This is a genomic window from Anabaena sp. FACHB-1391 (assembly GCF_014696755.1).
GTDB lineage: Bacteria > Cyanobacteriota > Cyanobacteriia > Cyanobacteriales > Nostocaceae > Dolichospermum > Dolichospermum planctonicum.
In genome coordinates this window covers 76,384-98,228 of record NZ_JACJQS010000002.1, presented here as the reverse complement: position 1 = coordinate 98,228, position 21,845 = coordinate 76,384, and the positions used below count along the sequence as shown (strand labels likewise).

Here is a 21,845-nt window from a genome sequence, read left to right as displayed (position 1 = left end):
CTACTCCTCTAATCTGAGCAGTTTTACAATCTGCTTAATATAAATTCCTTTTACTTTTTGCCCCTCTTTTTTGGGTACAATTTGTATCCGTCCATCCTCATGACGGAAAGTGTGATGACTTCCTTTAGATCGAACTTCTTCAAAACCAAATGCTGTTAATATACGTCTTACGTCTTCAAATCTTACTTCAACAGGTTGAGAGAGAAATAACTGAATTAGTTTTTCTAGCTGACTCATAAATTAATTTCCTTTTTATTTTCATATTTTGTTTACCTCTCCGTTTATTTTGCTTATAAATATGATATCATATATAGTATCAATGTCAATATAGAATATTTCTACTAGTCTCTATAAATGTAACTATTAGAACATTAATAGCTTTGAATTGACTACAAATAATTACGGTATATAATTAACGTATTGTTTTTTACTAAAAATCCCCACTATTATATTGTATTTGATGATAAAAATGAGGAGATAGTACAATGGATACCAAATTAAAATATCAAGAAATCATCAAAAGCATATTAACAGAAACCGCCGAATATCGCGCTTCTATACCTGATGGTTATAACTCCCAAGTTTTATTTGATGATGAACATGAACGTTATCTAGTTTTAGATATTGGTTGGAACGATGATCAATATCTACATACCACACCAATTCATGTAGATTTGATTGATCATAAAATTTGGATTCAATATGATGATACAGAGGAAGGTATTGCTAATGATTTTATAGCAGCAGGTGTTCCTGCACAGGATATTGTACTTGGTTTTCATCATCCTAAAATCAGACCATATACAAACTTTGCTGTTAGTTAATACATTATTGGTTATTTTCCCTGCGAACTTCTCGCACAATTTCACAAATCTCTTCTGTTGTCAAAGGATGAGGATCATTTACTGCTTCTCTTCTTTTCCTTAATTCATTCCAATCAAATTTAGCAGCTTTTTTTAAAAAAATACCATCTTCGGTGATGGTAACTGAATATTTTTCACCATTCACAAATTGTTCTCGAATTTGATGATTCTAAATTGGGGTAATCTCCCTCTGGTTGCTTTCATGCACATAAAAACAATCACAGGGAAATTACCCCCAGTTATTTTAAGTTGAGATGAGTTGAGATGAGTTGAGAAAAGTTAATATTTCTTAACTCATTACTCAGCAGTTACCAATTCAGTGCTACCTTTTGTCCGTTTTCGGGTTAAGGTGTTGTAAACCATGATCCCAATGGCTTTAATTAAATTACCTTCCAATTCTTGGAACATCTTCATGTTCACACCAAAGGCGGCATTTGCTTCTTCTACAATGCGATCGCCTGTGGTATCATCAATGGGCATAGCATCCAAATTTTGCCGATATTCCGCTTTAAATGCTTTCTCGTCGCTAATATCTGCAAATTCATAAAAGGCTGTCCCTTCCCCTTCACCCAATTTCATCGCAGTTTGAGCAATACCTTTGAGAATTTGTCCCCCCGATAAATCACCTAGATAACGGGTATAGGAATGAGCAATTAATAATTCTGGTTCGGTAGCAGAAATTTCCCGAATACGGTTGACATAGGCCGCACCCGCAGGGGACAATTTAATTTGTTCCCGCCAAAGTTTGCCATAGTAGTAGGTTAAATCCTGTTCTAGGGTCTGCTTGCGGTTAAGTTGGGGAAAGTAAATTTTACTCAACACCGGGTGATGTTTGTGTTTTTCCATCTCCTCTTCCATGGCTGAGTAAATAAAGTAAAAGTTAGCAACCAACTTGCGGTAGGAGTTTTTTTCCACAACTCCTTTCAAAAAACACTTGACAAAACCCACATTTTCTGCCATTGTATGTGCTTTCTTTGTCCCTACACGTAATTTGCTTGCTAAATTGCTGCTCATATTAAAATTCTCAACTGTAAAAAAATTAACTTCTGGAGTTTTCTGAACATAAGGGTCAAAAAATCCCATTAAAAGGTTAGATTAGAACTATTTGATGAGAATTTATATTAAAAATCATTAAGCAAGGAAACAACATCTTGTTTCACCAGGGTCGAGAATGATCAAAAAAAATGCTATTCTCCTGTGTAATTATCTGGGGTTCTTAAACTTATGGTTTCATCAATGGTTCAGACTCAAGGCTGTATTTCCGAATTGGTGACAAAGGTAGAAAATAGTTGGATGTTAAATTCCATACCGTTACCAGCTAATGCTTTATTCGGTACAGACGGTATTCGTGGTCAGGTGGGAGAACTGCTAAACGCGCCCTTAGCCTTACAAGTGGGTTTTTGGGCGGGTATGGTTTTAAGTAGTCATGCTACCTATCCAGGACCGATTATTCTGGGACAAGATTCCCGTAACTCTAGTGATATGTTAGCCATGGCCTTGAGTGCTGGCTTAACCGCAGCAGGGTTAGAAGTGTGGTATTTGGGATTATGTCCTACCCCTTGTGTAGCCTATCTGGCCAGCACCACTAACGCCATTGGTGGAATCATGATTTCCGCCAGCCACAATCCACCAGAAGACAATGGAATTAAAATATTTAATGCAGATGGTGGTAAGTTACCCCAAGCCGTACAAATGGAAATTGAGGCGGGATTACGTGGTAAATTATCCCTGGATTTTAGTATAAATAATTGCGGTAGACATTATTACCGTGCGGAGTTAATCAAGGATTATAGTCAAGCTATACAAGCACCTTTACAGTCGGGACCGAATCTGCAAGGGATGAAGATTGTTTTAGATTTAGCTTGGGGGGCGGCGGTAGGTTTAGCACCAGCGGTATTTACGGAAATGGGTGCGGAGGTAATTTGTTTACATAATGAAGCAAATGGCGATCGCATTAATGTTAATTGTGGTTCTACTCACCTAGATATTCTCCAAGCCGCTGTTAAAGCCCATCAAGCGGATTTAGGCTTTGCTTTTGACGGCGATGCAGATCGGGTTCTCGCTGTGGATAATACGGGCAGATCAGTGAATGGTGATTATATTCTTTACCTTTGGGGTCGTCATTTACAACAAAAGCAACAACTACCAGATAACCTGATAATTTCCACGGTCATGGCCAATTTGGGCTTTGAAAGAGCTTGGCAACAGATAGGGGGTAAATTAATTCGTACCGCAGTAGGTGATCAATACGTTCAAGCGGAAATGCGGAAAACTGGAGGAATGTTAGGAGGAGAACAATCAGGTCACATTGTTTGTAGTCATTATGCTATGACTGGAGATGGCTTATTAACAGCGCTACATATTGCAGCGGTGGTGAAAGAAGCGAATAAGTCCTTAGCAGAAATGGTAGATCAAAGTTTCCAAACCTATCCCCAAATATTACGAAATGTGCGAGTATTAGATCGTGAACGGCGACTAGGATGGGAAAATTGTCAACCCGTACAACAAGCGATCGCAAAAGCCGAAGCCGCCATGGGTGATAATGGTAGAGTCCTCGTCCGTGCCTCTGGGACCGAACCGGTAATTAGAGTCATGGTAGAAGCCGCTAATGCTGAACTTGTTAACCATTGGACAAATGAATTAGTTTCCCAAGTCCAACAACACCTGGCTTAAAAGTTCAGAAACAACAAACTTAAAATTTTGTTACAAACCACGACATACCGATAGGATAATCGGTCTTTTGTGTTATACTGTCACGGTATAATTTAGATATCTTTTGAGAACACAGGGAATCTTCTATGACTCTTCGTCTTGGTGATACAGTACCTAACTTTACTCAAGCCTCTACCCATGGGGAAATTGACTTTTACGCGTGGGCTGGTGATAGTTGGGTAGTGCTATTTTCTCATCCTGCTGATTTTACACCAGTTTGCACCACCGAACTAGGAACTGTTGCGAAACTCAAACCAGAATTTGACAAACGCAACGTGAAAGCGATCGCGTTGAGCGTTGATGATGTAGAATCTCACAAGGGTTGGGTGGGAGATATTGAAGAAACCCAAAGCACTACCCTGAATTACCCAATTTTGGCAGACCCAGATCGTAAAGTTTCCGAACTTTATGATATGATTCACCCTAACGCAGCGGCTACTGTTACAGTCCGTTCTGTGTTTGTGATTGATAACAATAAAAAACTCCGTCTTTCTTTTACCTATCCTCCCAGCACGGGACGCAATTTTGATGAAATTTTGCGCGTCATTGATTCTTTGCAATTAACTGATAATTACAGTGTTGCTACCCCCGCAGACTGGAAAGATGGTGAAGATGTAGTGATTGTACCATCTTTGAAAGATCCTGAAGTCCTCAAGGAAAAGTTTCCCAAAGGCTATCAAGAAATTAAACCTTATTTGCGGATGACTCCTCAACCTAACAAGTAAGTTTTCATAACAGCAAATATTCTTTCTATTGTAGGGTGGGTTAGCCACTGCGTAACCCACCGTTACTTATTTGATTGTCTAATAGATAAGTTAGTTATTAGACTCTAATATTTGACTATTTGAAAACTTTATTGCTAATCTATTTATCAGATTAAGTAATTCTAATTCATCTTTGATCTTTTGCTGATATTCATTTTCTTCTATATTAACTTCGGTAAATTTCGTATTCGATAATAAAGTTATATAATCTGTTTCATCTGGTAATAAATAATTAATATAAATCCCTTTTCTATCCCTCTTAATTACAAAATTTCTGGAATAATAGTCATCTTCTATACGTTTTGGTAATGCTTTTTTTGTTAAAATCTCTTCAATCAATAAAGCCATTGATTCAGTAATTTCTTGATGATTATATTTATCTGTTATCTTATTTAGCTTGGAAACATAAGGATATAATTCAGCTTTATGATCATATTGAATAGGTAAAATAATAAAACCATTTGCAGCTAACTCCGCTATTTTTTTAAATGGAATTTGTGAATTGTAGGGAGTTAATAAAATTCCTTGACATTTAATTTTGAATTTAGTTGGTAAATGATCAGATATTTCATTTTGTAAAATTTCTTTCAATTGTAAAATTTGTTCAATTCCATTTTCTAAGGAGTTGTGATTCTTTCCTTTCATTTCAATAATAGTACAAATACAAGAATTAGAATCAATATAAAGAGACATATAATCTGGACGCTTTAATGCTTGATTCTTGATCAGAGGATCATTTTTTCTATCTATTTCAAATAAAATACATAGAGATTTATTTTGAGAATCTAACGTTATTCTAAAATGTACTCCACTTTCTTTAGGAACAATTCTTCCTGGTACTGTACAGAACACTAGCAGATTTTCTAAAAAGTTAAAATTTTGCCAGTCAAGTTTATCTTTTTTATCCTGAAGATTAGAATTATTCTTCTGTTTCATCTGCTTTTTCTTGTCCTGCTTGATAAATTTCAAAAAACTTTTGTTGAATATCTACAGCAACATCACTTAAAGTATCCCATCTAATGCCATAATCTGGATCATTTAATGAAACTAATTTATTATCTTTCATTTCATACGCGCTAACTTTATCTATAGGTAAAAATGCTCTTTCATCTTGAAGATATAAAGATGAAGATTGACGTTTTAATATTTCAGGATTTTCATGATTACCATTAACTAAATTATTCAAATGTGCCATAACATAAGGACTATGGGTTGTGAGTAAAATTCTCACACCAAGATTAACAAGGATAGATAATGATTCCAGCAGCTTGGCTTGTGATTCTGGGTGTAAGTTCATCTCTGGTTCATCTATTACCAGAAAATCACCTTTACTTGCACGAAATCTTAAATATAAAAGCAATGGTGCAAGTTGTTTAATGGAAGAAGAAGCATTATATAGATCAATTTCTAAGTCCGTCTTAACTAAAACTTTTATTTCTTTTCCACCTATTGGAGTAGACTTTAAGATGGTTTGGTTTTTATTTTGTAGTTGGTTTTCAATTACATCTGCTAACTTCTGAAATTCATTTTTACTACTTGTTGAATATATTTTATCTATTTCTTCTTCATCTTCAAGGTTTATATCAGATAAAAAATCTAAAAAATCTTCTACAGGTTGTGGATAACGAATATCTTTTGACTGTTTAATTAAGTCAAAACCTTCTTGATTAGTTGCAAGCCATAACTCTCTTTCTTTTTGTTTCAGTATTCGATATCTTTTCGTCTCAAGTATTTTATATATATTTATAAACGCATTTCTTTCAGCAGGAAAAGGAAAAACATTAGAAAAAAGCACTTGCTTAACACTCAATATAAATACTAAATCAGGATGATCGCTAAAGTGGTTTAGCATCTCTCTAAATTTTAACGTTATACTTTTATTTATTTCCTCATTTTCTATTTCCATTTTAAAAAACAAAACATTATCTTCTCTTGTAATTCTCAAGGAAGTTTCATCTGTCAAAGGGATAGCACCTCGCTGAATTAATTGATTGATCGCAGTTTCTACTTCTTGTCTTTCAATCATCATTGCAAATGATGTTCTTGCAAAAAGTTTACGACTTGAATCTTGAAAAAATGATTCTAAAGCACTTCCTTGAAAATTTTTTGCTGTTTCTTCCGCATCTTTTATAAATAAATCAAGTAGATCATTATCTATTGTCAATGACCAAATACCTTCTCCTTGCTGATTAAGTTTTAAATTATTAAATACATATTGGGGATATACGGTTCTACCAGTACGTTGCCACAAACCATAGGTAGAATAAGCAATATAAGTTTTACCTGAGTTATTTGGTCCAATAATTACTGTCAGAGGACGCAAGTCTAACTCTGTTTCTTCAATAGAACCTAAATTTGAGAATTTGATTTTCATTTTTCGCCTATATTCCAATATAGAAAATCCTATTAAGGATGCTGTTTACTAGTAAAGTATATAAGAATATGCTATTTCATTTTATCTCTAACTTCAATATGCTTTTCCCTAAAGGGTTATTAGCCACACTATAACATCCCCAATAAGACATTTTTACTTTATTTTCTCATATTGTCCCTAGCAGTTATAGAATAATAACGATATCCTTGTAAAGCCTACCAAGAACACAAGGTAGCGATTAAGTAGCAGATTTGACAGACTTGTAACACCAAAACTCTGTATCCAGAAGACATTAGTAGCATTTTAGAAGTTCGTAAAATTTTTATGGTTTCCCAAATTCGTTTTTTGATGTGCGCTCCCGACCATTATGATGTGGATTATGTGATTAATCCTTGGATGGAAGGTAATATTCATAAGTCTTCACGCGATCGCGCTGTAGAACAATGGAATAAATTATACAATGTCATTAAAGATCATGCCATTGTTGATTTGGTCGCTCCCGAAAAAGGCTGGCCTGATATGGTATTCAGTGCCAATGCGGGTTTGGTTCTGGGTGAAAATGTTGTTCTCAGCCGCTTTTTACATAAGGAACGTCAGGGAGAAGAACCGTATTTTCAACAGTGGTTTGCAGAAAATGGTTTTAATGTTTACACTCTACCCAAAGACCTCCCCTTTGAAGGCGCTGGAGACGCGCTTTTAGACCGGGAAGGGCGTTGGTTATGGGCTGGATATGGTTTTCGGTCAGAATTGGATTCTCACCCCTTCCTGGCTAAATGGTTGGATATTGAGGTGATTTCTCTGCGCTTAATGGATGAGCGTTTTTACCACCTTGATACCTGTTTTTGTCCTTTAGCAAATGGTTATTTGCTGTATTATCCCGGTGCTTTTGATTCCTATTCTAACCGCGTTATTGAAATGCGCGTCGCACCAGAAAAGCGCATCGCTATTATGGAAGCTGATGCTGTTAACTTTGCTTGTAATGCGGTGAATGTTGATAGTATCGTGATTATGAACAAAGCCAGTGATGGTTTAAAATCACGGTTAGCAGAGGTTGGTTTTCAAGTCATTGAAACTCCTTTGACGGAATTTCTCAAGGCTGGTGGTGCTGCTAAATGCTTGACCTTGCGGGTTACAGAACCTGTGAGAGAAGAACTACACGCTAATGTATCTGTAGAAAGTCGTGTGGTTCGCATGGAAGGGCATTTACTAGATGCAGGGTTAATTAACCGCGCTTTAGATTTAATCGTGGAAATGGGGGGAAGTTTCCAAGTTCTGAAATTCAACTTGGGAGAACAACGTCAAAGCACTTCCGCTGCTGAGGTTCGGGTATCTGCACCATCCCATGATGTCATGGAAGAGATTATATCTCAGTTGATTGATTTGGGCGCAGTTGATTTACCCCAAGATGAACGAGATTCTAAATTAGAACCAGTTTTACAAGCGGGTGTAGCCCCTGATGATTTCTATGTCAGCACGATTTATCCTACTGAAGTTCGGGTAAATGGACAATGGCTGAAAGTGGAAAATCAACGCATGGATGGAGCGATCGCTATTTCTCAAACTAGTAATGGTATAGTAGCAAAATGTAAACTATTGCGGGATTTAGAAATTGGTGAACAGGTAGTAGTTGATGTCTTGGGTATCCGCACTATCCGCAAAGCCGAATCACGAGAACAACGCAACGCCCAAGAATTTAGCTTCATGTCCTCCGGTGTTTCCAGCGAAAGACGAGTAGAATTAGTTGTGGAACAAGTGGCTTGGGAATTACGTAAAATTAAGGATAGTGGTGGTAAAGTAGTTGTCACTACTGGTCCTGTGGTCATTCACACTGGTGGTGGTGAACATCTGTCACGACTAATTAGAGAAGGTTACGTTCAAGGTCTTTTGGGCGGAAATGCGATCGCTGTTCATGATATGGAACAAAATATCTTGGGTACTTCCCTGGGTGTGGATATGAAGCGCGGTGTAGCGGTACGCGGTGGACATAGACATCATCTCAAGGTAATTAATACCGTCCGCAGGTTTGGTAGTATTTCTAAAGCTGTAGAAGCAGGAGCAATTAGCAGTGGGGTGATGTATGAATGTGTGAAAAATAATATTCCCTTCTCCCTCGCTGGTTCAATTCGTGATGATGGACCTTTACCCGATACCCAAATGAACTTGATATTAGCACAACAGGAATATTCGCAAATTATCCAAGGTGCAGATATGATTTTGATGCTATCTTCCATGTTACATTCCATCGGGGTAGGAAATATGACACCCGCAGGTGTGAAGATGGTTTGTGTGGATATTAACCCGGCCGTAGTGACGAAATTGAGCGATCGTGGTTCAATAGAATCTGTAGGGGTAGTAACAGATGTGGGTTTATTCCTCAGTCTGTTACTTCAGCAATTGGATAAATTAACAAGTCCTTATGTTGCTAATGTAGGTTAAGAAATACCGCTTTTAACATTCTCAATCTTGTGGTGCGGGCATCTTGCCCGCCTTTGTGTTTTGTATAAAATATAATTAAATAAACCACTCCAGGCACAGAGAACACAGAGAAATATAATATAATATAATATAAGCAGTACCATTTATTCCTGTACTCACTATCAAGGTTAACTAAATGCAAATGCTAATTCGACTCAAAATTGAAAAATTTATTGAAGATGAACAAGAATATTTTGTAGCTACAAGTGATGATTTACAAGGTTTATTGGCAGAAGGTAAAACAGTACAAGAAGCCATAGAAATTGCTGAAGATGTAGCTAAGGTATTATTGGAATTGGAGAAAGAAAGAAATCATAATTTTCATTTACAAGATTTACCTTCTCAATTTGAATATCCGTTAATTATGGAAGTGTAATGGGGAGATTAGGGGGTTTTTCCTATCGAGAAGTGACTAGAAAGTTAGGAAAGCTAGGATTTGAGTTTTACCTTGCAGCTAAAGGAGATCATGAAATTTGGTTTAATGCAGCAACAAATCAAAAAACAACCATTCCGCATCATGGAGAAATTAAGGAAGGAACACTAAGGAGTATTTTAAAACAGGCTCAGATTGATGTTGATATTTTTCTTGATGTTTAGTGATCATTTACTCAAAATATTGTGGAGGAAGTTTTATTCACGCAGTGCAAACCGAAAATCTATAATTATCAAGTAGGTTGGGTTGCAAAACCCAACACCACTATTCGTTCTGATGATCTTGTTGATTTAACCAAGTTACCAAATCAGCAACTTCAGAAATATTAAACAATGCAGCACCTAAATTTTCTAACTGTTCTACAGGTAAACCTTTGACTCTTTCAACTATTAAAGAATCAATTTCCCCAAATCTTTGATTAAGTAAACGTAGACAAAATTTAACTGCTTCTTTTTGTTCTCCTTTCTGTTCTCCTTTCTGTTCTCCTTTCTGCAAAATATCCTGATAAATGACTGACTCTTGCATAATATCCTCACTTAACAATTGACGAATAAAGTCTTTCTCAAATCGCAAACCTGCTAAAATCTCTGTGTAAGCTGCAATATCCTGTTTAGTCTCCCTATCTGCAATTTTAGCAACATTATTGGCAATCTGGGATAATAAGCCTTGAGGTGAATTTGTCCGGGTTAATGGTGCTAATGGTAATAATGCCAGATTATCGAGAAATAAAGCTGAATCTTGTTCCCACATTCTGATGACACGATAACGGTGATGTGTGGTTTCATTGATGTATGCTTCGGTAAAAGCGATTTCGTCTGTTGTTTCTTGTAAGAAAATCACGACTTGAGTAACAGGAACTTGATATGTACGGATTAATCTCACTGAATAATCTAACTCTCTAAAAGGAATTGGAGGTTTAGATTGTGGGTTGGTTTGAAATTCAGTAAAATCCGATTTTCTGTTTGTAAGAAGGTGACAAAATCAGCGCGAATTGGTTCTATACTCAATTCGGTTTTTAAGACTTTGATGGTTTTTGGTGCTTGGGGAAGTAACCATTTAGCAAAATCAAAGGGATATTTTTCTGCTAGTAGTTTACAAACGTTGTCAAAACTCATGAGATTATAAAATTAAATTGTCAGAATCACTTTTTTTTCACCAGAAAATATTGTTGTAAAAAGTTCAACAGCAGAATTATTTAGTTCCCTCCGTGGTAAAATCCAATATTTGGAAGATATAAGTAGGTGGGCGGAGGAAAATCAAAATATATTTCGTTTTGTGAAATGGCTAAAACTCAACTACAATAACGCATTGAGGTAAATTTACATATCGTTACACATTTTGGTTATTTCACGTCCACCTACTTAACTACCTCTGTGGGTTTATAATATAAGCATCATCAAAATAAACAAATGTGATTGTATGACTAAAGTAGAGTTTACCATTCCCATCCATAGCGTCACAGACACTATCAGAAAAGAAGCAGAAAATAAAGCTAAAGAAGCTTATGTAATGACACTACTAAAACACGGAGAAATTAGTAGTGGTAAAGCTAGTCAATTATTAGGAATTTCTCGATTAGATATGATTGAGTTAATGTCTAAATATGATATATCTCTTTTTGACGATAGTATGAGTTTAGAGGAATTTCAGTCAGAAATCAATCAAGCGAGAATGGGGTTAAAAGCAAATAATTTATGATTATTGTTTCTGATACAACCCCATTAAGTGAACTTGCTAAAATTGGTAAATTAGATTTACTTCAGGCTGTTTTTGGCAGAGTGATAATTCCTCAACAAGTCTATGAAGAATTAACCACAGGAAATCATCCTGCTGTTTTAGCTGTAAAATTAGTATCATGGCTGGAAGTTCGTTCTATAAATAATCACGAACTGATTAAAAATTTGCAATTAGAAACAGATTTAGATTTAGGAGAATGTGCTGCGATTATTTTGGCAGAAGAATTAAAAGCTGATCAACTTTTAATTGATGAAAAAGCTGGTAGAAAAGTTGCTATTGGTAGAGGTTTACCAATTGTTGGTTTAGTTGGAGTAATTATTTTAGCCAAAGAACAAGGATTAATTGATAGTGTCAAAAATATTTTGGATGATTTAATAATAAAAGGTACAAGGATCAGTCCTAAAATATATAATTATGCTCTAATTACAGCAGGAGAAGTTTAAAAATTGTCAGATTCTGAGAACATTTAATATTCAGTTTCGCTCAATCTCTCTTAGAGATCCCGCAGGGTAGACGCAAAGACGCAAAGGAAAACCAGAAATTTGTCAACAATATCCTGAAAATCCTCAAATCCTGTAAATCCTGATTCTGACAAAATAAACCTTTACATCACCCTAAAAAGTCTGATATCATTAAACTAAATATCCATAAACAGGATCAAAAAAAAACTTATGATTCAATATCATCCTATTGCTACTCAAATTTACAATTTATTAATTCAGGATGAAATTACAAAACAAGAAGGAGAAATTCTGTTTGACTTTCTGAACATATCTGTGAAAATCAATGAAAAAAGTGCTGTTGGAGATTTATTTCAAGAATGGTTTACTGAATGGATGAGACAAAAAAATATTAATTTCAGGACGAAACAAAATACTCAAGAGTTCCCTGATTTTTTGGTTGATGAAAATTCAAATATTACTGGTTTATTAGAAATTAAGTCTTTTTATTCTTCAGCTAATTTTGATGTAGCAAATTTTGAAGCATACTGTGATTCACTAACCAAGCAAGCATATAGATTAGATGCTGACTATTTAATATTTTCTTATGATATACAAGATTACAAATTTAAAGTTAAAAAAGTGTGGTTGAAAAAGATTTGGGAAATTACAGGGAAATCTGACAGATATCCTGTTAGATGTCAAGCGAAAAGAAATGTCATATATAATATTAGACCTATTTCGTGGTACTCTGAAAAAACTAAATATAAACCATTTCCCTCAAGATATAATTTTGTTACAGCTTTATATGATACTCTTATGCAGTATTATATAACAAGCAAAGATAGCGATAACTGGTTAGAAAGAGTGAAAACTAATTATTGGGATCATACTCAAGGAGAATTATGATTTTTTAAGTCTTATTAGTATTATTTACTTAATACATAAACTTGATTAGGAACTGATAACATTTTTTGTATAACTATTCTTTCTGTAATTTCTCTCACAATAGGAACTACTACGGTATTTCCCAATAAATCAAATGCTTTATTAATAGGTAAATTAATGTGATAATTTTCAGGAAAACCAAACAATCTTAATCCTTCTCTAATTGTTAAACATCTTAAACCATCCCCATCAACTACTGCTAATTTCTGCATATCCGTAGCTACTAAAGTGGGTGCAATGTCATCAGGAGCGAGAACTTTATTGATCGGAAAACTAAGTTTACCAACTACAATATTATATCCTTTGGGTAAATCAAATCTATATTCTCTTTTTTTCACTTTGTTACCATCTTTATTTATTACTTCCTGAATATCTTTAGGATGTTCATATTTTAAGTAACCTTTATTTGCTAAATCATCTAACATTTCTGCTAATTTAGGATGGGGATAAAAAGTAGCAATTTCATCTACCGTTAATGGTATTCCATCCATCCAGTGAATACCTTTTTTTGCAGACCATATTTTTCTTCTTCTTTGTTTTAGCAATAAATTCAATAATTCCCTTTGTACTAAACTCACATTTCCTTTTAATTCTAAATCCCAGCTATGAATATTATCTTCTCCTCCTCTTTTATCTTTAATTGATTTTCCATAAAGTTCTTCAATAGAATATTGTTGTAATAATTTTTTGGCAAAATTAGTTTGTAAAGTCGGACAACCTGTTTCTAAAATATCTAATAATCTGGGTTTAGCATTTTTAGAGAAATTTAGAGAAATAGCATTTGTTTTAGTTCCTGCTATATAAACTCTTTTTCTATCTTGAGGAACACCAAAATCTTTAGCATTTAAAACATCATATTTTACCTGATAACCTAATTGTTCTAATTTATTAACAATAGTTGTTAATGTTCTCCCATCATCATGTTGTACTAAACCCTCCACATTTTCCAATAAAAAACCAAACGGTGATTTATCTTTTAAAATTCGTTCGATTTCAAAAAACAGCGTTCCTCTAGTATCTAAAAATCCTTGTCTTGTTCCTGCACTACTAAAAGGTTGACAGGGAAACCCAGCTAATAAAATATCAAAATCAGGTATTTGTTGAGTTGAAATTGTAGTAATATCACCCCATATTTTATCTTGTTGAAAATTCTCTTGATAAACTTGAATTGCTGAAGTTTTTATTTCGGATGTTAAAACACATTCACTTTTAAATCCTAAAGATTGACAAGCTTGTTCTAAACCTAATCTTATTGCCCCAATTCCTGCAAATAAATCAACAAATTTAATAAGTGACATAAAAATTTTATTGCAATCAACAATTCACATTTTACCATAAAATCTATTGTTTGAATGGTCATTATTAGTAATTACTCATGAGTTTTACAAAACATCAATAACTTAAATTAAATGTTTTTTGAATTATTTATATATACATGAATACATTATTGTATAAATATATCAGCAGGGGTAAAAATGGTATATATGAATATTAACCACGCAATAATGACAAAATTGAGCGATCGCTTTGCAACAGTCTAAACTACTTAAGTTATACTAAATTAACAACTGCAATTTTTTAAAAAAGGAAAACCAGAAATTTGTCAACAATATCCTGAAAATCCTCAAATCCTGGATATTATCTCGACTTCGCTCGATAACCACCTGATTCTGACAAAATAAAACTTGACATGACCGAAAAACTCTGTTATTATCGTACAATATACCCTACTCTAACTTTAAAAAAAAATTGATCGCTGTGATGCGATCGAAAAAGGGAAAAGAGCAAGAGTGTAAACGGCTACTAAGTCAACGCATCACCATACACAACACGAAAACCGTTGTCGTATATGCTGACGAAGCCCGGACCATTATAGCCACGATTAGCCGAACGACAATTAGAGGGATAGCTGTACCAAGAACCGCCACGCAGTAGCTTTTCACTACTTGTCCCTGTCAAAGCACTACCACCTTTAGGCGCGGTATTATAATTATTTATATAGTCATCCAAACACCATTCCCACACATTACCGTGCATATCATACAAACCAAAACCATTAGGGGGAAAAGAACCTACATCTGTAGTTTGTTGACGATTCTGTCCTTTTGGTGCAGAAGCATAGGTGGAATTACCATCATAGTTTACCAATTCTGGGGTAATACTTTCACCAAAATAAAACGGTGTGGTAGTTCCGGCTCTACAAGCATACTCCCATTCAGCTTCACTGGGTAATCTGTAGTATTTCTGTGTCTTCTGGCTTAACCTTTGACAAAAAGTAACTGCATCATTCCAACTGACTCTTTCCACTGGGCGATTATTGCCTTGGAATAGAGAAGGGTTACTACCCATGATAGCTTGATATTGTGCCTGTGTCAATTCATATTTTGCCATGAAGAAAGCAGGAACAGTAACTTGATGGGGACCTTCGTTTGAAAACCTTCCCGCTTCGTTTTCCGGTGAACCCATGATAAATGTTCCCCCTGGGATTTCCACCATTTCCAATGTCACACCATTTCCCAAATCTTCTGTGAAATATTTTGCACTTTCATTCCGTCGGTTAATGATGTTTCCGGTTGCGTTAGTGCTGACCACTTCAAAACTAAAGGTTTTCAGGTTATTTTCAGGTGTTGGTGTATTTTCAGGAGTTGTTGTATTTTCAGGAGTTGTTGTATTTTCAGGAGTGATTGTATTTTCGGGAATTAAAGTTTGATTTTGCTTCCCAGAAAATAAACTTTGTCCTATAAATGCAACAGTTACACCACCTAAAAATAATCCTCCATAGATAAAACCGCGACGATTGATTGTAGTTGGAGAATTTCCCGAAATTTGATTTTGAGAAATTTGTATATCTTTGATGACTTGATCCGCAGATTGATACCGTTCTTGAATCTCAATTTTCAACAACTTATCTAAAACTTTCCCCAAATCCTGACTAACAGAAACAGGTGAATTTTCTCGCCAATTATTCACCCAACTAAAACCATTGATTGTCCATAAATTAAAAGGATTAACCCCTGTTAATAAATGAAAACAAGTTGCACCTAAAGCGAATAAATCACTGGCTGGATAAGCTTCACCACCTTGTATTTGTTCCAGTGGACTATATCCATAAGAACCAATTTGTGTTCCTATTTGGGTGTGAACTGTGATAGTTAATTGTTTTGATGCCCCAAAATCAATTAATACCAATTTACCATCACTGGCTCGGCGCATGATATTCTGTGGTTTAATATCTCGATGAATAACCTGGCGTTCATGAATAAACTTTAAAGATGGTAATAAATCTAGTAATAATTCTCTAATTTGAATTTCGTGATATTTCCCCTTTTGTTCTAATTCATCTAATAAATTATCCCCTTTAATAAACTGCTGTACCAAATAGAGAAAACCATTATCTTCAAAATAAGCAAACAGTGTTGGTATTTGCGGGTGTTCTCCTAAATCTTGTAAGCGTTTAGCTTCTTCAATAAATAACTCTGTGGCTTTTTTTAAAGCGTAAGTTCCTGACTGTTTAGGTGCAAGTTGCTTGATTACACAGGGTTCATTTAACTTTTGGCTATCTTCCGCTAAATAGGTTCTCCCAAAACCACCTTCATTAGAAAGCACCCGCAATACTTGAAAGCGATTGATTAATAATGGTATTAATGGGGTTCTGCAAGATTGACAGAACTTGTGATGATCAGGGTTGATAGGCTGGGAACAATCCGGGTTTAAGCAGCAAATCATAATCTGTGGCAGATGACCGTATAAACTTTATAATACAATATCCAGTAATTACGCGCTCCCTATTCTCTGATATAATACTAAATTAACAACTGCAATCTTTTAAATAGGATGAGTGAAACCCTGGCTGATATTGCTATACCACCGCAGTTTCCTGATCATACTCAACTCCCAGAGTCTGATGGTACATTCGTGAAGAATTTTCAAGAACATCCCCAAAGTATTATCATCACAGATTCCATAATTCAAAGTTTACAAAAATTACATCCTGATGGACAATTTTGTATAGGTCAAGATTGTGGTATTTACTGGCGCGAAACTGAACCACCAGAAAAAGGTAGCATAGCACCAGATTGGTTTTATGTCCCTGATGTAGCACCAAGATTAGATGGTAAAATTCGTCGTTCCTATGTATTATGGCGGGAATATATTCCTCCATTAATTGTTATAGAATTAGCCAGTGGTAATGGTGACGAGGAAAGAGATTCAACCCCTCTAGCGGGTTTACAGGAAGGTGAAAAACCTGGTAAATTGTGGGTATATGAACGTATTATCCGTGTTCCCTATTATGCCATCTATGAAGTTAATCATGGCAAATTAGAGGTTTATCATTTGGTGGATTTTGCTTACCAAAAAATCCAGCCTAACGAACGTGGACATTATCCTATTGCGCCATTAGCTGTAGAATTGGGACTATGGCAAGGAAGTTACTTAAATAATCCTGAACAACTTTGGCTGCGCTGGTGGGATTTAGATGGTAATTTGTTATTGGTAGGTCAAGAAGAAGCCCAATTACAAAAATTCAGGGCTGAACAGCAACAACAAAGGGCTGAACAAGCAGAACGAAAAGCTGCACAATTAGCCGAACGTTTACGGGCAATGGGGATAGATCCAAATGATGATTTATAATGATTTTGGGTATTTTCTACTCTAGAATACTAACTAATTGCAGAAAACGAACCACAGAGGCGCACAGGACACGGAGAGAATATGGAAAGGGTAGTTTTATTAAGAGGGTTACAAGTTAATTGGGTGAGTTTTTTTGCTGATTTCCTGTTAGCTGGTATGGTTTTTGGTCCTGCTCTTGCTCCCTTTCTCGCTGGGTCTGGTGTGTTTTTGCTTCCGGGTATTGCGGATATTATTTACTTTATGGGTGATCATGTCTGTCCCCAGCCTACTATGGGTTTGGAGTTAGCGCCACCTTTTATTATGGCGGTTTGTATGCGCTGTTATGGCACAGTGACAGGTTTATTAATAACTCGGATTTTGTATAGTTTAACTCATGGCAAAGGTGTTTTTTGGTTAAGTCAGTATGGTAGAAATGGCGCTGCTTGTGCTACGGTGTTTATGATGGCCTATCCTTTGGAATTAGCAGCCCAGATTTTCGGTTTATGGGATTTTAATAATTATATTGTTACTCCTTTCGGTTTGATTACTGGTTTGGCTTGGGGTTTATTTACTATGCCAATACTGCATTTCCGTCAGCTATTATCTAGGGTTTCTTAGTTTAATAAGGTACAAAATCATCTATGTTTATCTCCGGTTAATTACAGTCCCGGCTAGTCTGGACACCAATAAAATGCAGCTTAATTTTAACAATCTTAATCAAATTTGGTCTTATGTATTAACGGAAACACTTAAACGTTTGGGTTTGGAATGCGCTGTAATCTGTCCTGGCTCTCGTTCTACAGCTTTAACAGTGGCTTTTGCTCAACAAATACCGCATATTCAAGCTATGCCGATTTTAGATGAACGTTCGGCGGCTTTTTTTGCGTTGGGACGAGCAAAAGCGACAGGAAAACCTGTAGTATTAGTTTGTACTTCGGGAACTGCGGGGGCAAATTTTTATCCAGCGGTAATTGAAGCTAAAGAAAGTCGTGTTCCTTTATTGATATTAACCACTGATAGACCGGCAGAATTAAGAAATTGTCATTCTGGACAAACTATTGACCAAGTAAAATTATACGGTAATTATCCCAATTGGCAAGGGGAATTAGCTACACCCTCCCCAAATTTAGAAATGTTAGCTTATCTCAGACAAACGGTTATTTACGCTTGGGAACGTTGTCAATTTCCTAATTTTGGTCCGGTACATCTAAATATACCTTTCCGTGACCCGCTCGCTCCCATTTCTGATGGTACTAACGTTACTTTAGATGTGTCAGATTTCTTTTCAGCAGTGGCTTCCAGCCCAGTAGCAATTACTAATTATCAATTACCAGTAATCAAGTGTCAAAAAGGAATTATTATCGCTGGTGTAGCTCAAACACAGCTATCTGAAGAATATTGTAGAGCGATCGCGCGATTAAGTCAATCTCTCCAATGGCCTGTTTTAGCTGAAGGACTTTCTCCAGTGAGAAATTATGCAGACTTAAATCCCTATTTAATTTCTACCTATGATATCATCCTCAGAAATGAAAAACTTGCCAAAGAATTAACACCAGAAATGGTAATTCAAATTGGAGAAATGCCTACAAGTAAAGAATTAAGAAATTGGTTAATTAATACTAAATCTGAACGTTTGATCATTGATAATTGTGATCAAAATCTAGATTCTTTACATGGAAAAACCAGACATTTAAGAATATCCGTCACAGAAATTAGCAGCGAATTAGAAATTGAGAAATTAGCAGAAAATGAATATTTACAAAAATGGTGTAAGATAGAGAAACAAGTTAGAAAAAATATTGATGATTATTTGCAAAATCTAGACGAATTAATCGAAAGTAAAGTAGCGTGGTTAATTTCCCAAATTCTGCCACCAGAAACACCTTTATTTATTGCTAATAGTATGCCAGTGCGAGATGTAGAATTTTTCTGGAAACCGAATAATTTAAGAATTAAACCTTATTTTAATCGCGGTGCAAATGGTATTGATGGTACACTTTCCACGGCTTTAGGAATCGCACATCAACAACAAAGTAGTGTTTTATTAACCGGAGATTTATCTTTATTGCATGATACAAATGGGTTTTTAATTAGCGATAAATTTATCGGACATTTGACGATTATCTTAATTAATAATAATGGTGGGGGAATTTTTGAAATGCTACCCATTGCTAAATTTAATCCACCCTTTGAAGAGTTTTTTGCTACTCCCCAAAATATTGATTTTTGCCAATTATGCGCTACCTATAATGTACAATATCAGTTAATTACTGCTTGGGAAGAATTAGCAGATCATTTAAAGCAATTACCAAAAACAGGAATTAGGGTTTTAGAAGTCAAAACAAATAGAAAAATAGATGTGATCTGGAGAAAGGAAAATTTACAAATGTTTGCTAAAATCGGATACCCAACTTCTTAGAAAATCCGAGTATCCAAGCTACATACAATATTAGATATAACGCACTTTATTTGTATTTATATATACTAGTATTTAAATAAATGAGATTTTGAAAATAATTAACCGCAGATAAACGCAGATAAGGAGGGATAATGGAATGGATTTGATGATTCTGTGCAGCTTTACATGAAATTGGTATAAACTAAAAAGTCTTGTACAGCACAATCTGTTAACTAAAATCGAGTTATTATGTCTAAGGTTCTTGTCTCTGATCCAATTGATCAAGTTGGGATTGATATTCTTTCTCAAGTGGCTACAGTTGATATCAAAACTACGTTGAAACCCGATGAACTGAAAGCTATCATTGGTGAGTATGATGCGCTGATGATTCGTTCTGGAACTCGCGTCACTCAAGATATTATAGAGGCTGGAGTCAAATTAAAAATTATTGGCCGCGCTGGCGTGGGAGTGGATAATGTTGATGTCCCCGCAGCTACTCGCAAAGGTATTGTCGTTGTCAATTCTCCAGAGGGTAATACCATTGCGGCCGCAGAACACGCTCTAGCTATGATGTTATCCCTATCTCGTCATATTCCCGATGCTAATGCTTCAGTGAAACGTGGTGAATGGGACCGCAAAAGTTATGTTGGTTCAGAAGTATACAAAAAAACTCTCGGTGTTGTCGGCTTAGGTAAAATAGGTTCTCATGTTGCTTCCGTAGCTAAAGCCATGGGAATGAAACTTTTAGCCTATGATCCATTTATCTCTACAGAAAGAGCCGAACAACTTGGTTGTCAACTGGTGGAGTTAAATTTGCTCTTCCAGCAAGCTGATTATATCACCTTGCACATTCCTAAAACCTCAGAAACCGCTAATTTAATCAACGCCAAAACTTTGGCTTTAATGAAACCCACCACCAGAATTATTAATTGCGCCCGTGGTGGTATTATAGACGAAGCAGCTTTAGCTGTGGCTATTAAAGAGGGTACAATTGCTGGGGCTGCTTTAGATGTGTTTGATTCTGAACCCTTGGGTGAATCTGATTTGCTAGGTTTGGGTAAAAATGTCATTCTTACTCCTCACCTCGGTGCTTCTACGGCTGAAGCCCAGGTAAACGTGGCTATAGACGTGGCTGAACAAATTCGGGATGTGTTATTAGGACTACCAGCCCGTTCCGCTGTGAATATTCCCGGACTCGGTCCTGATGTCCTCGAAGAGTTTAAACCCTATATGGAATTAGCGGAAACTTTGGGAAATTTAGTTGGTCAACTCACAGGTGGCAGAGTAGAGACACTTAATGTTACCCTACAAGGAGACTTGGCAACTAATAAAAGTCAGCCCCTGATTATAGCCGCCCTCAAAGGACTACTTTACCAAGCCCTCCGCGAACGGGTAAATTATGTTAACGCTAACATAGAAGCAAAAGAAAGAGGTATTCGCGTAATTGAAACTAGAGATGCTTCAGCCCGTGACTATGCAGGTTCATTGCACTTACAAACTACAGGTACTTTAGGTACACATTCTGTAACTGGTGCTTTATTGGGTGATAAGGAAATTCACTTAACTGACATTGACGGATTTCCTATTAATGTCCCCCCCAGTAAATATATGTTGTTTACTCTCCACCGTGATGTACCAGGTATCATTGGTAAACTCGGTTCTCTCCTGGGCAGTTTTAATGTCAATATTGCTAGTATGCAAGTCGGTAGAAAAATCGTTCGTGGTGATGCTGTGATGGCTTTGAGCATTGATGATCCTCTACCTGAAGGCATTTTAGAAGAAATTAAGAAAGTATCGGGCATTAGGGACGCTTATACAGTGACACTTTAATTCTAGACTGTGATTTTTTTTGATTTATGAGATGAGGATGATTAAGTAATTTGATAATTAGAAATATCATTTTAATTATCGAACAATAAGATCCCGACTTCTTTCCAGAAGTCGGGAATTTAAAACTTTTCATGTTCAAAAATAAAATGAGCAATTTAACCGCAGATAAACGCAGCTATGAATCTACTTCAGTGGACTAGAAAATGCTATATTCTGATGGTTTGGTTTGTTTTTGCACCATTACCTATTACTAATCTCAA

20 protein-coding genes and 1 pseudogene are annotated in these 21,845 nt (G+C 35.8%); 13 read left to right on the top strand and 8 right to left on the bottom strand.

What is annotated here, in order from left to right; translation table 11 throughout:
* Positions 1–237 (bottom strand): type II toxin-antitoxin system HicA family toxin, encoded by a 237-nt coding sequence (locus H6F62_RS01485; RefSeq protein ID WP_190371151.1) that lies wholly within the window; start codon positions 235–237, stop codon positions 1–3.
* Positions 238–485: 248 nt separating this feature from the next.
* On the opposite strand from H6F62_RS01485, the gene H6F62_RS01480 reads away from it, so the two are divergent.
* The gene (locus H6F62_RS01480) at positions 486–824 is read left to right on the top strand and encodes a XisI protein (protein WP_190371150.1); all 339 of its coding nucleotides are present in this window, start codon (positions 486–488) and stop codon (positions 822–824) included.
* Positions 825–828: 4 nt separating this feature from the next.
* Here H6F62_RS01480 and H6F62_RS01475 read toward each other — a convergent pair whose 3' ends face one another.
* Both H6F62_RS01475 and H6F62_RS01470 read right to left on the bottom strand, forming a co-directional pair.
* A complete protein-coding gene (locus H6F62_RS01475; protein ID WP_190371149.1) occupies positions 829–1,008 on the bottom strand; it encodes a hypothetical protein in 180 nt (59 codons plus the stop codon).
* Between the two features lie 152 nt (positions 1,009–1,160).
* Positions 1,161–1,877: a heme oxygenase (biliverdin-producing) gene (locus H6F62_RS01470; protein WP_137906707.1), complete on the bottom strand. Its 717-nt coding sequence runs from the start codon at positions 1,875–1,877 to the stop codon at positions 1,161–1,163.
* Between the two features lie 210 nt (positions 1,878–2,087).
* On the opposite strand from H6F62_RS01470, the gene glmM reads away from it, so the two are divergent.
* Positions 2,088–3,536 (top strand): phosphoglucosamine mutase, encoded by a 1,449-nt coding sequence (gene glmM, locus H6F62_RS01465; RefSeq protein WP_190371148.1) that lies wholly within the window; start codon positions 2,088–2,090, stop codon positions 3,534–3,536.
* A 125-nt stretch (positions 3,537–3,661) separates the two neighbouring features.
* Positions 3,662–4,300, top strand: coding sequence for a peroxiredoxin (locus tag H6F62_RS01460; RefSeq protein ID WP_028084927.1), 639 nt, complete (start codon positions 3,662–3,664; stop codon positions 4,298–4,300).
* Between the two features lie 90 nt (positions 4,301–4,390).
* Here H6F62_RS01460 and H6F62_RS01455 read toward each other — a convergent pair whose 3' ends face one another.
* Together H6F62_RS01455 and H6F62_RS01450 are read right to left on the bottom strand one after the other, a co-directional pair.
* On the bottom strand, positions 4,391–5,275 hold the full coding sequence (locus H6F62_RS01455; RefSeq protein ID WP_190371147.1) for a hypothetical protein: 885 nt from the start codon (positions 5,273–5,275) through the stop codon (positions 4,391–4,393).
* The gene (locus H6F62_RS01450) at positions 5,259–6,713 is read right to left on the bottom strand and encodes an AAA family ATPase (protein ID WP_190371146.1); all 1,455 of its coding nucleotides are present in this window, start codon (positions 6,711–6,713) and stop codon (positions 5,259–5,261) included. The genes H6F62_RS01455 and H6F62_RS01450 overlap by 17 nt, the downstream gene beginning before the upstream one ends.
* A gap of 324 nt (positions 6,714–7,037) precedes the next feature.
* On the opposite strand from H6F62_RS01450, the gene H6F62_RS01445 reads away from it, so the two are divergent.
* The 3 genes from H6F62_RS01445 (at position 7,038) to H6F62_RS01435 (ending at position 9,785) form a co-directional block, all read left to right on the top strand.
* Complete coding sequence (locus tag H6F62_RS01445) at positions 7,038–9,149, top strand: TIGR00300 family protein (RefSeq protein ID WP_190371145.1); 2,112 nt, start codon at positions 7,038–7,040, stop codon at positions 9,147–9,149.
* 175 nt (positions 9,150–9,324) lie between these two features.
* On the top strand, positions 9,325–9,564 hold the full coding sequence (locus H6F62_RS01440; protein WP_190371144.1) for a DUF1902 domain-containing protein: 240 nt from the start codon (positions 9,325–9,327) through the stop codon (positions 9,562–9,564).
* A 32-nt stretch (positions 9,565–9,596) separates the two neighbouring features.
* Positions 9,597–9,785, top strand: coding sequence for a type II toxin-antitoxin system HicA family toxin (locus H6F62_RS01435; protein ID WP_347238687.1), 189 nt, complete (start codon positions 9,597–9,599; stop codon positions 9,783–9,785).
* 100 nt (positions 9,786–9,885) lie between these two features.
* On the opposite strand, the pseudogene H6F62_RS01430 reads toward H6F62_RS01435, so the two are convergent.
* Positions 9,886–10,736 (bottom strand): annotated as a pseudogene (locus tag H6F62_RS01430) (DUF4351 domain-containing protein).
* Positions 10,737–11,040: 304 nt separating this feature from the next.
* On the opposite strand from H6F62_RS01430, the gene H6F62_RS01425 reads away from it, so the two are divergent.
* The 3 genes from H6F62_RS01425 to H6F62_RS01415 all read left to right on the top strand — a co-directional run bounded on the left by H6F62_RS01425 (position 11,041) and on the right by H6F62_RS01415 (position 12,707).
* Complete coding sequence (locus H6F62_RS01425; RefSeq protein ID WP_137906698.1) at positions 11,041–11,319, top strand: UPF0175 family protein; 279 nt, start codon at positions 11,041–11,043, stop codon at positions 11,317–11,319.
* Entirely contained in the window at positions 11,316–11,801 is a 486-nt protein-coding gene (locus tag H6F62_RS01420; RefSeq protein WP_190371142.1) for a DUF3368 domain-containing protein, read from the top strand. The genes H6F62_RS01425 and H6F62_RS01420 overlap by 4 nt, the downstream gene beginning before the upstream one ends.
* A gap of 228 nt (positions 11,802–12,029) precedes the next feature.
* On the top strand, positions 12,030–12,707 hold the full coding sequence (locus H6F62_RS01415; RefSeq protein ID WP_190371141.1) for an NgoBV family restriction endonuclease: 678 nt from the start codon (positions 12,030–12,032) through the stop codon (positions 12,705–12,707).
* A 20-nt stretch (positions 12,708–12,727) separates the two neighbouring features.
* Here the strand turns inward: H6F62_RS01415 and dcm are convergent, their stop codons facing one another.
* Complete coding sequence (gene dcm / locus H6F62_RS01410; RefSeq protein WP_190371140.1) at positions 12,728–14,044, bottom strand: DNA (cytosine-5-)-methyltransferase; 1,317 nt, start codon at positions 14,042–14,044, stop codon at positions 12,728–12,730.
* 505 nt (positions 14,045–14,549) lie between these two features.
* A complete protein-coding gene (locus H6F62_RS01405; protein WP_190371139.1) occupies positions 14,550–16,472 on the bottom strand; it encodes a bifunctional serine/threonine-protein kinase/formylglycine-generating enzyme family protein in 1,923 nt (640 codons plus the stop codon).
* Positions 16,473–16,580: 108 nt separating this feature from the next.
* Here H6F62_RS01405 and H6F62_RS01400 point away from each other — a divergent pair, with 108 nt between their 5' ends.
* The 4 genes from H6F62_RS01400 (at position 16,581) to serA (ending at position 21,585) form a co-directional block, all read left to right on the top strand.
* Entirely contained in the window at positions 16,581–17,378 is a 798-nt protein-coding gene (locus tag H6F62_RS01400; RefSeq protein ID WP_190371138.1) for a Uma2 family endonuclease, read from the top strand.
* An 81-nt stretch (positions 17,379–17,459) separates the two neighbouring features.
* A complete protein-coding gene (locus H6F62_RS01395; protein ID WP_190371137.1) occupies positions 17,460–17,975 on the top strand; it encodes a DUF2085 domain-containing protein in 516 nt (171 codons plus the stop codon).
* Positions 17,976–18,048: 73 nt separating this feature from the next.
* Positions 18,049–19,776, top strand: coding sequence for a 2-succinyl-5-enolpyruvyl-6-hydroxy-3-cyclohexene-1-carboxylic-acid synthase (menD, locus tag H6F62_RS01390; protein WP_190371136.1), 1,728 nt, complete (start codon positions 18,049–18,051; stop codon positions 19,774–19,776).
* Between the two features lie 228 nt (positions 19,777–20,004).
* Positions 20,005–21,585, top strand: coding sequence for a phosphoglycerate dehydrogenase (gene serA, locus H6F62_RS01385; RefSeq protein WP_190371135.1), 1,581 nt, complete (start codon positions 20,005–20,007; stop codon positions 21,583–21,585).
* The last annotated feature ends 260 nt before the right edge of the window (positions 21,586–21,845 follow it).

Bases quoted from the DNA above. Each gene is read 5' to 3' on its own strand.
- H6F62_RS01405 (WP_190371139.1), bottom strand. From the start codon at position 16,472: ATGATTTGCTGCTTAAACCCGGATTGTTCCCAGCCTATCAACCCTGAT.
- H6F62_RS01470 (WP_137906707.1), bottom strand. From the start codon at position 1,877: ATGAGCAGCAATTTAGCAAGCAAATTACGTGTAGGGACAAAGAAAGCA.
- H6F62_RS01400 (WP_190371138.1), top strand. From the start codon at position 16,581: ATGAGTGAAACCCTGGCTGATATTGCTATACCACCGCAGTTTCCTGAT.
- dcm (WP_190371140.1), bottom strand. From the start codon at position 14,044: ATGTCACTTATTAAATTTGTTGATTTATTTGCAGGAATTGGGGCAATA.
- H6F62_RS01460 (WP_028084927.1), top strand. From the start codon at position 3,662: ATGACTCTTCGTCTTGGTGATACAGTACCTAACTTTACTCAAGCCTCT.
- H6F62_RS01450 (WP_190371146.1), bottom strand. From the start codon at position 6,713: ATGAAAATCAAATTCTCAAATTTAGGTTCTATTGAAGAAACAGAGTTA.
- menD (WP_190371136.1), top strand. From the start codon at position 18,049: ATGCAGCTTAATTTTAACAATCTTAATCAAATTTGGTCTTATGTATTA.
- H6F62_RS01445 (WP_190371145.1), top strand. From the start codon at position 7,038: ATGGTTTCCCAAATTCGTTTTTTGATGTGCGCTCCCGACCATTATGAT.
- H6F62_RS01440 (WP_190371144.1), top strand. From the start codon at position 9,325: ATGCAAATGCTAATTCGACTCAAAATTGAAAAATTTATTGAAGATGAA.
- glmM (WP_190371148.1), top strand. From the start codon at position 2,088: ATGGTTTCATCAATGGTTCAGACTCAAGGCTGTATTTCCGAATTGGTG.
- H6F62_RS01415 (WP_190371141.1), top strand. From the start codon at position 12,030: ATGATTCAATATCATCCTATTGCTACTCAAATTTACAATTTATTAATT.
- serA (WP_190371135.1), top strand. From the start codon at position 20,005: ATGTCTAAGGTTCTTGTCTCTGATCCAATTGATCAAGTTGGGATTGAT.
- H6F62_RS01485 (WP_190371151.1), bottom strand. From the start codon at position 237: ATGAGTCAGCTAGAAAAACTAATTCAGTTATTTCTCTCTCAACCTGTT.
- H6F62_RS01480 (WP_190371150.1), top strand. From the start codon at position 486: ATGGATACCAAATTAAAATATCAAGAAATCATCAAAAGCATATTAACA.
- H6F62_RS01455 (WP_190371147.1), bottom strand. From the start codon at position 5,275: ATGAAACAGAAGAATAATTCTAATCTTCAGGATAAAAAAGATAAACTT.
- H6F62_RS01395 (WP_190371137.1), top strand. From the start codon at position 17,460: ATGGAAAGGGTAGTTTTATTAAGAGGGTTACAAGTTAATTGGGTGAGT.
- H6F62_RS01420 (WP_190371142.1), top strand. From the start codon at position 11,316: ATGATTATTGTTTCTGATACAACCCCATTAAGTGAACTTGCTAAAATT.
- H6F62_RS01425 (WP_137906698.1), top strand. From the start codon at position 11,041: ATGACTAAAGTAGAGTTTACCATTCCCATCCATAGCGTCACAGACACT.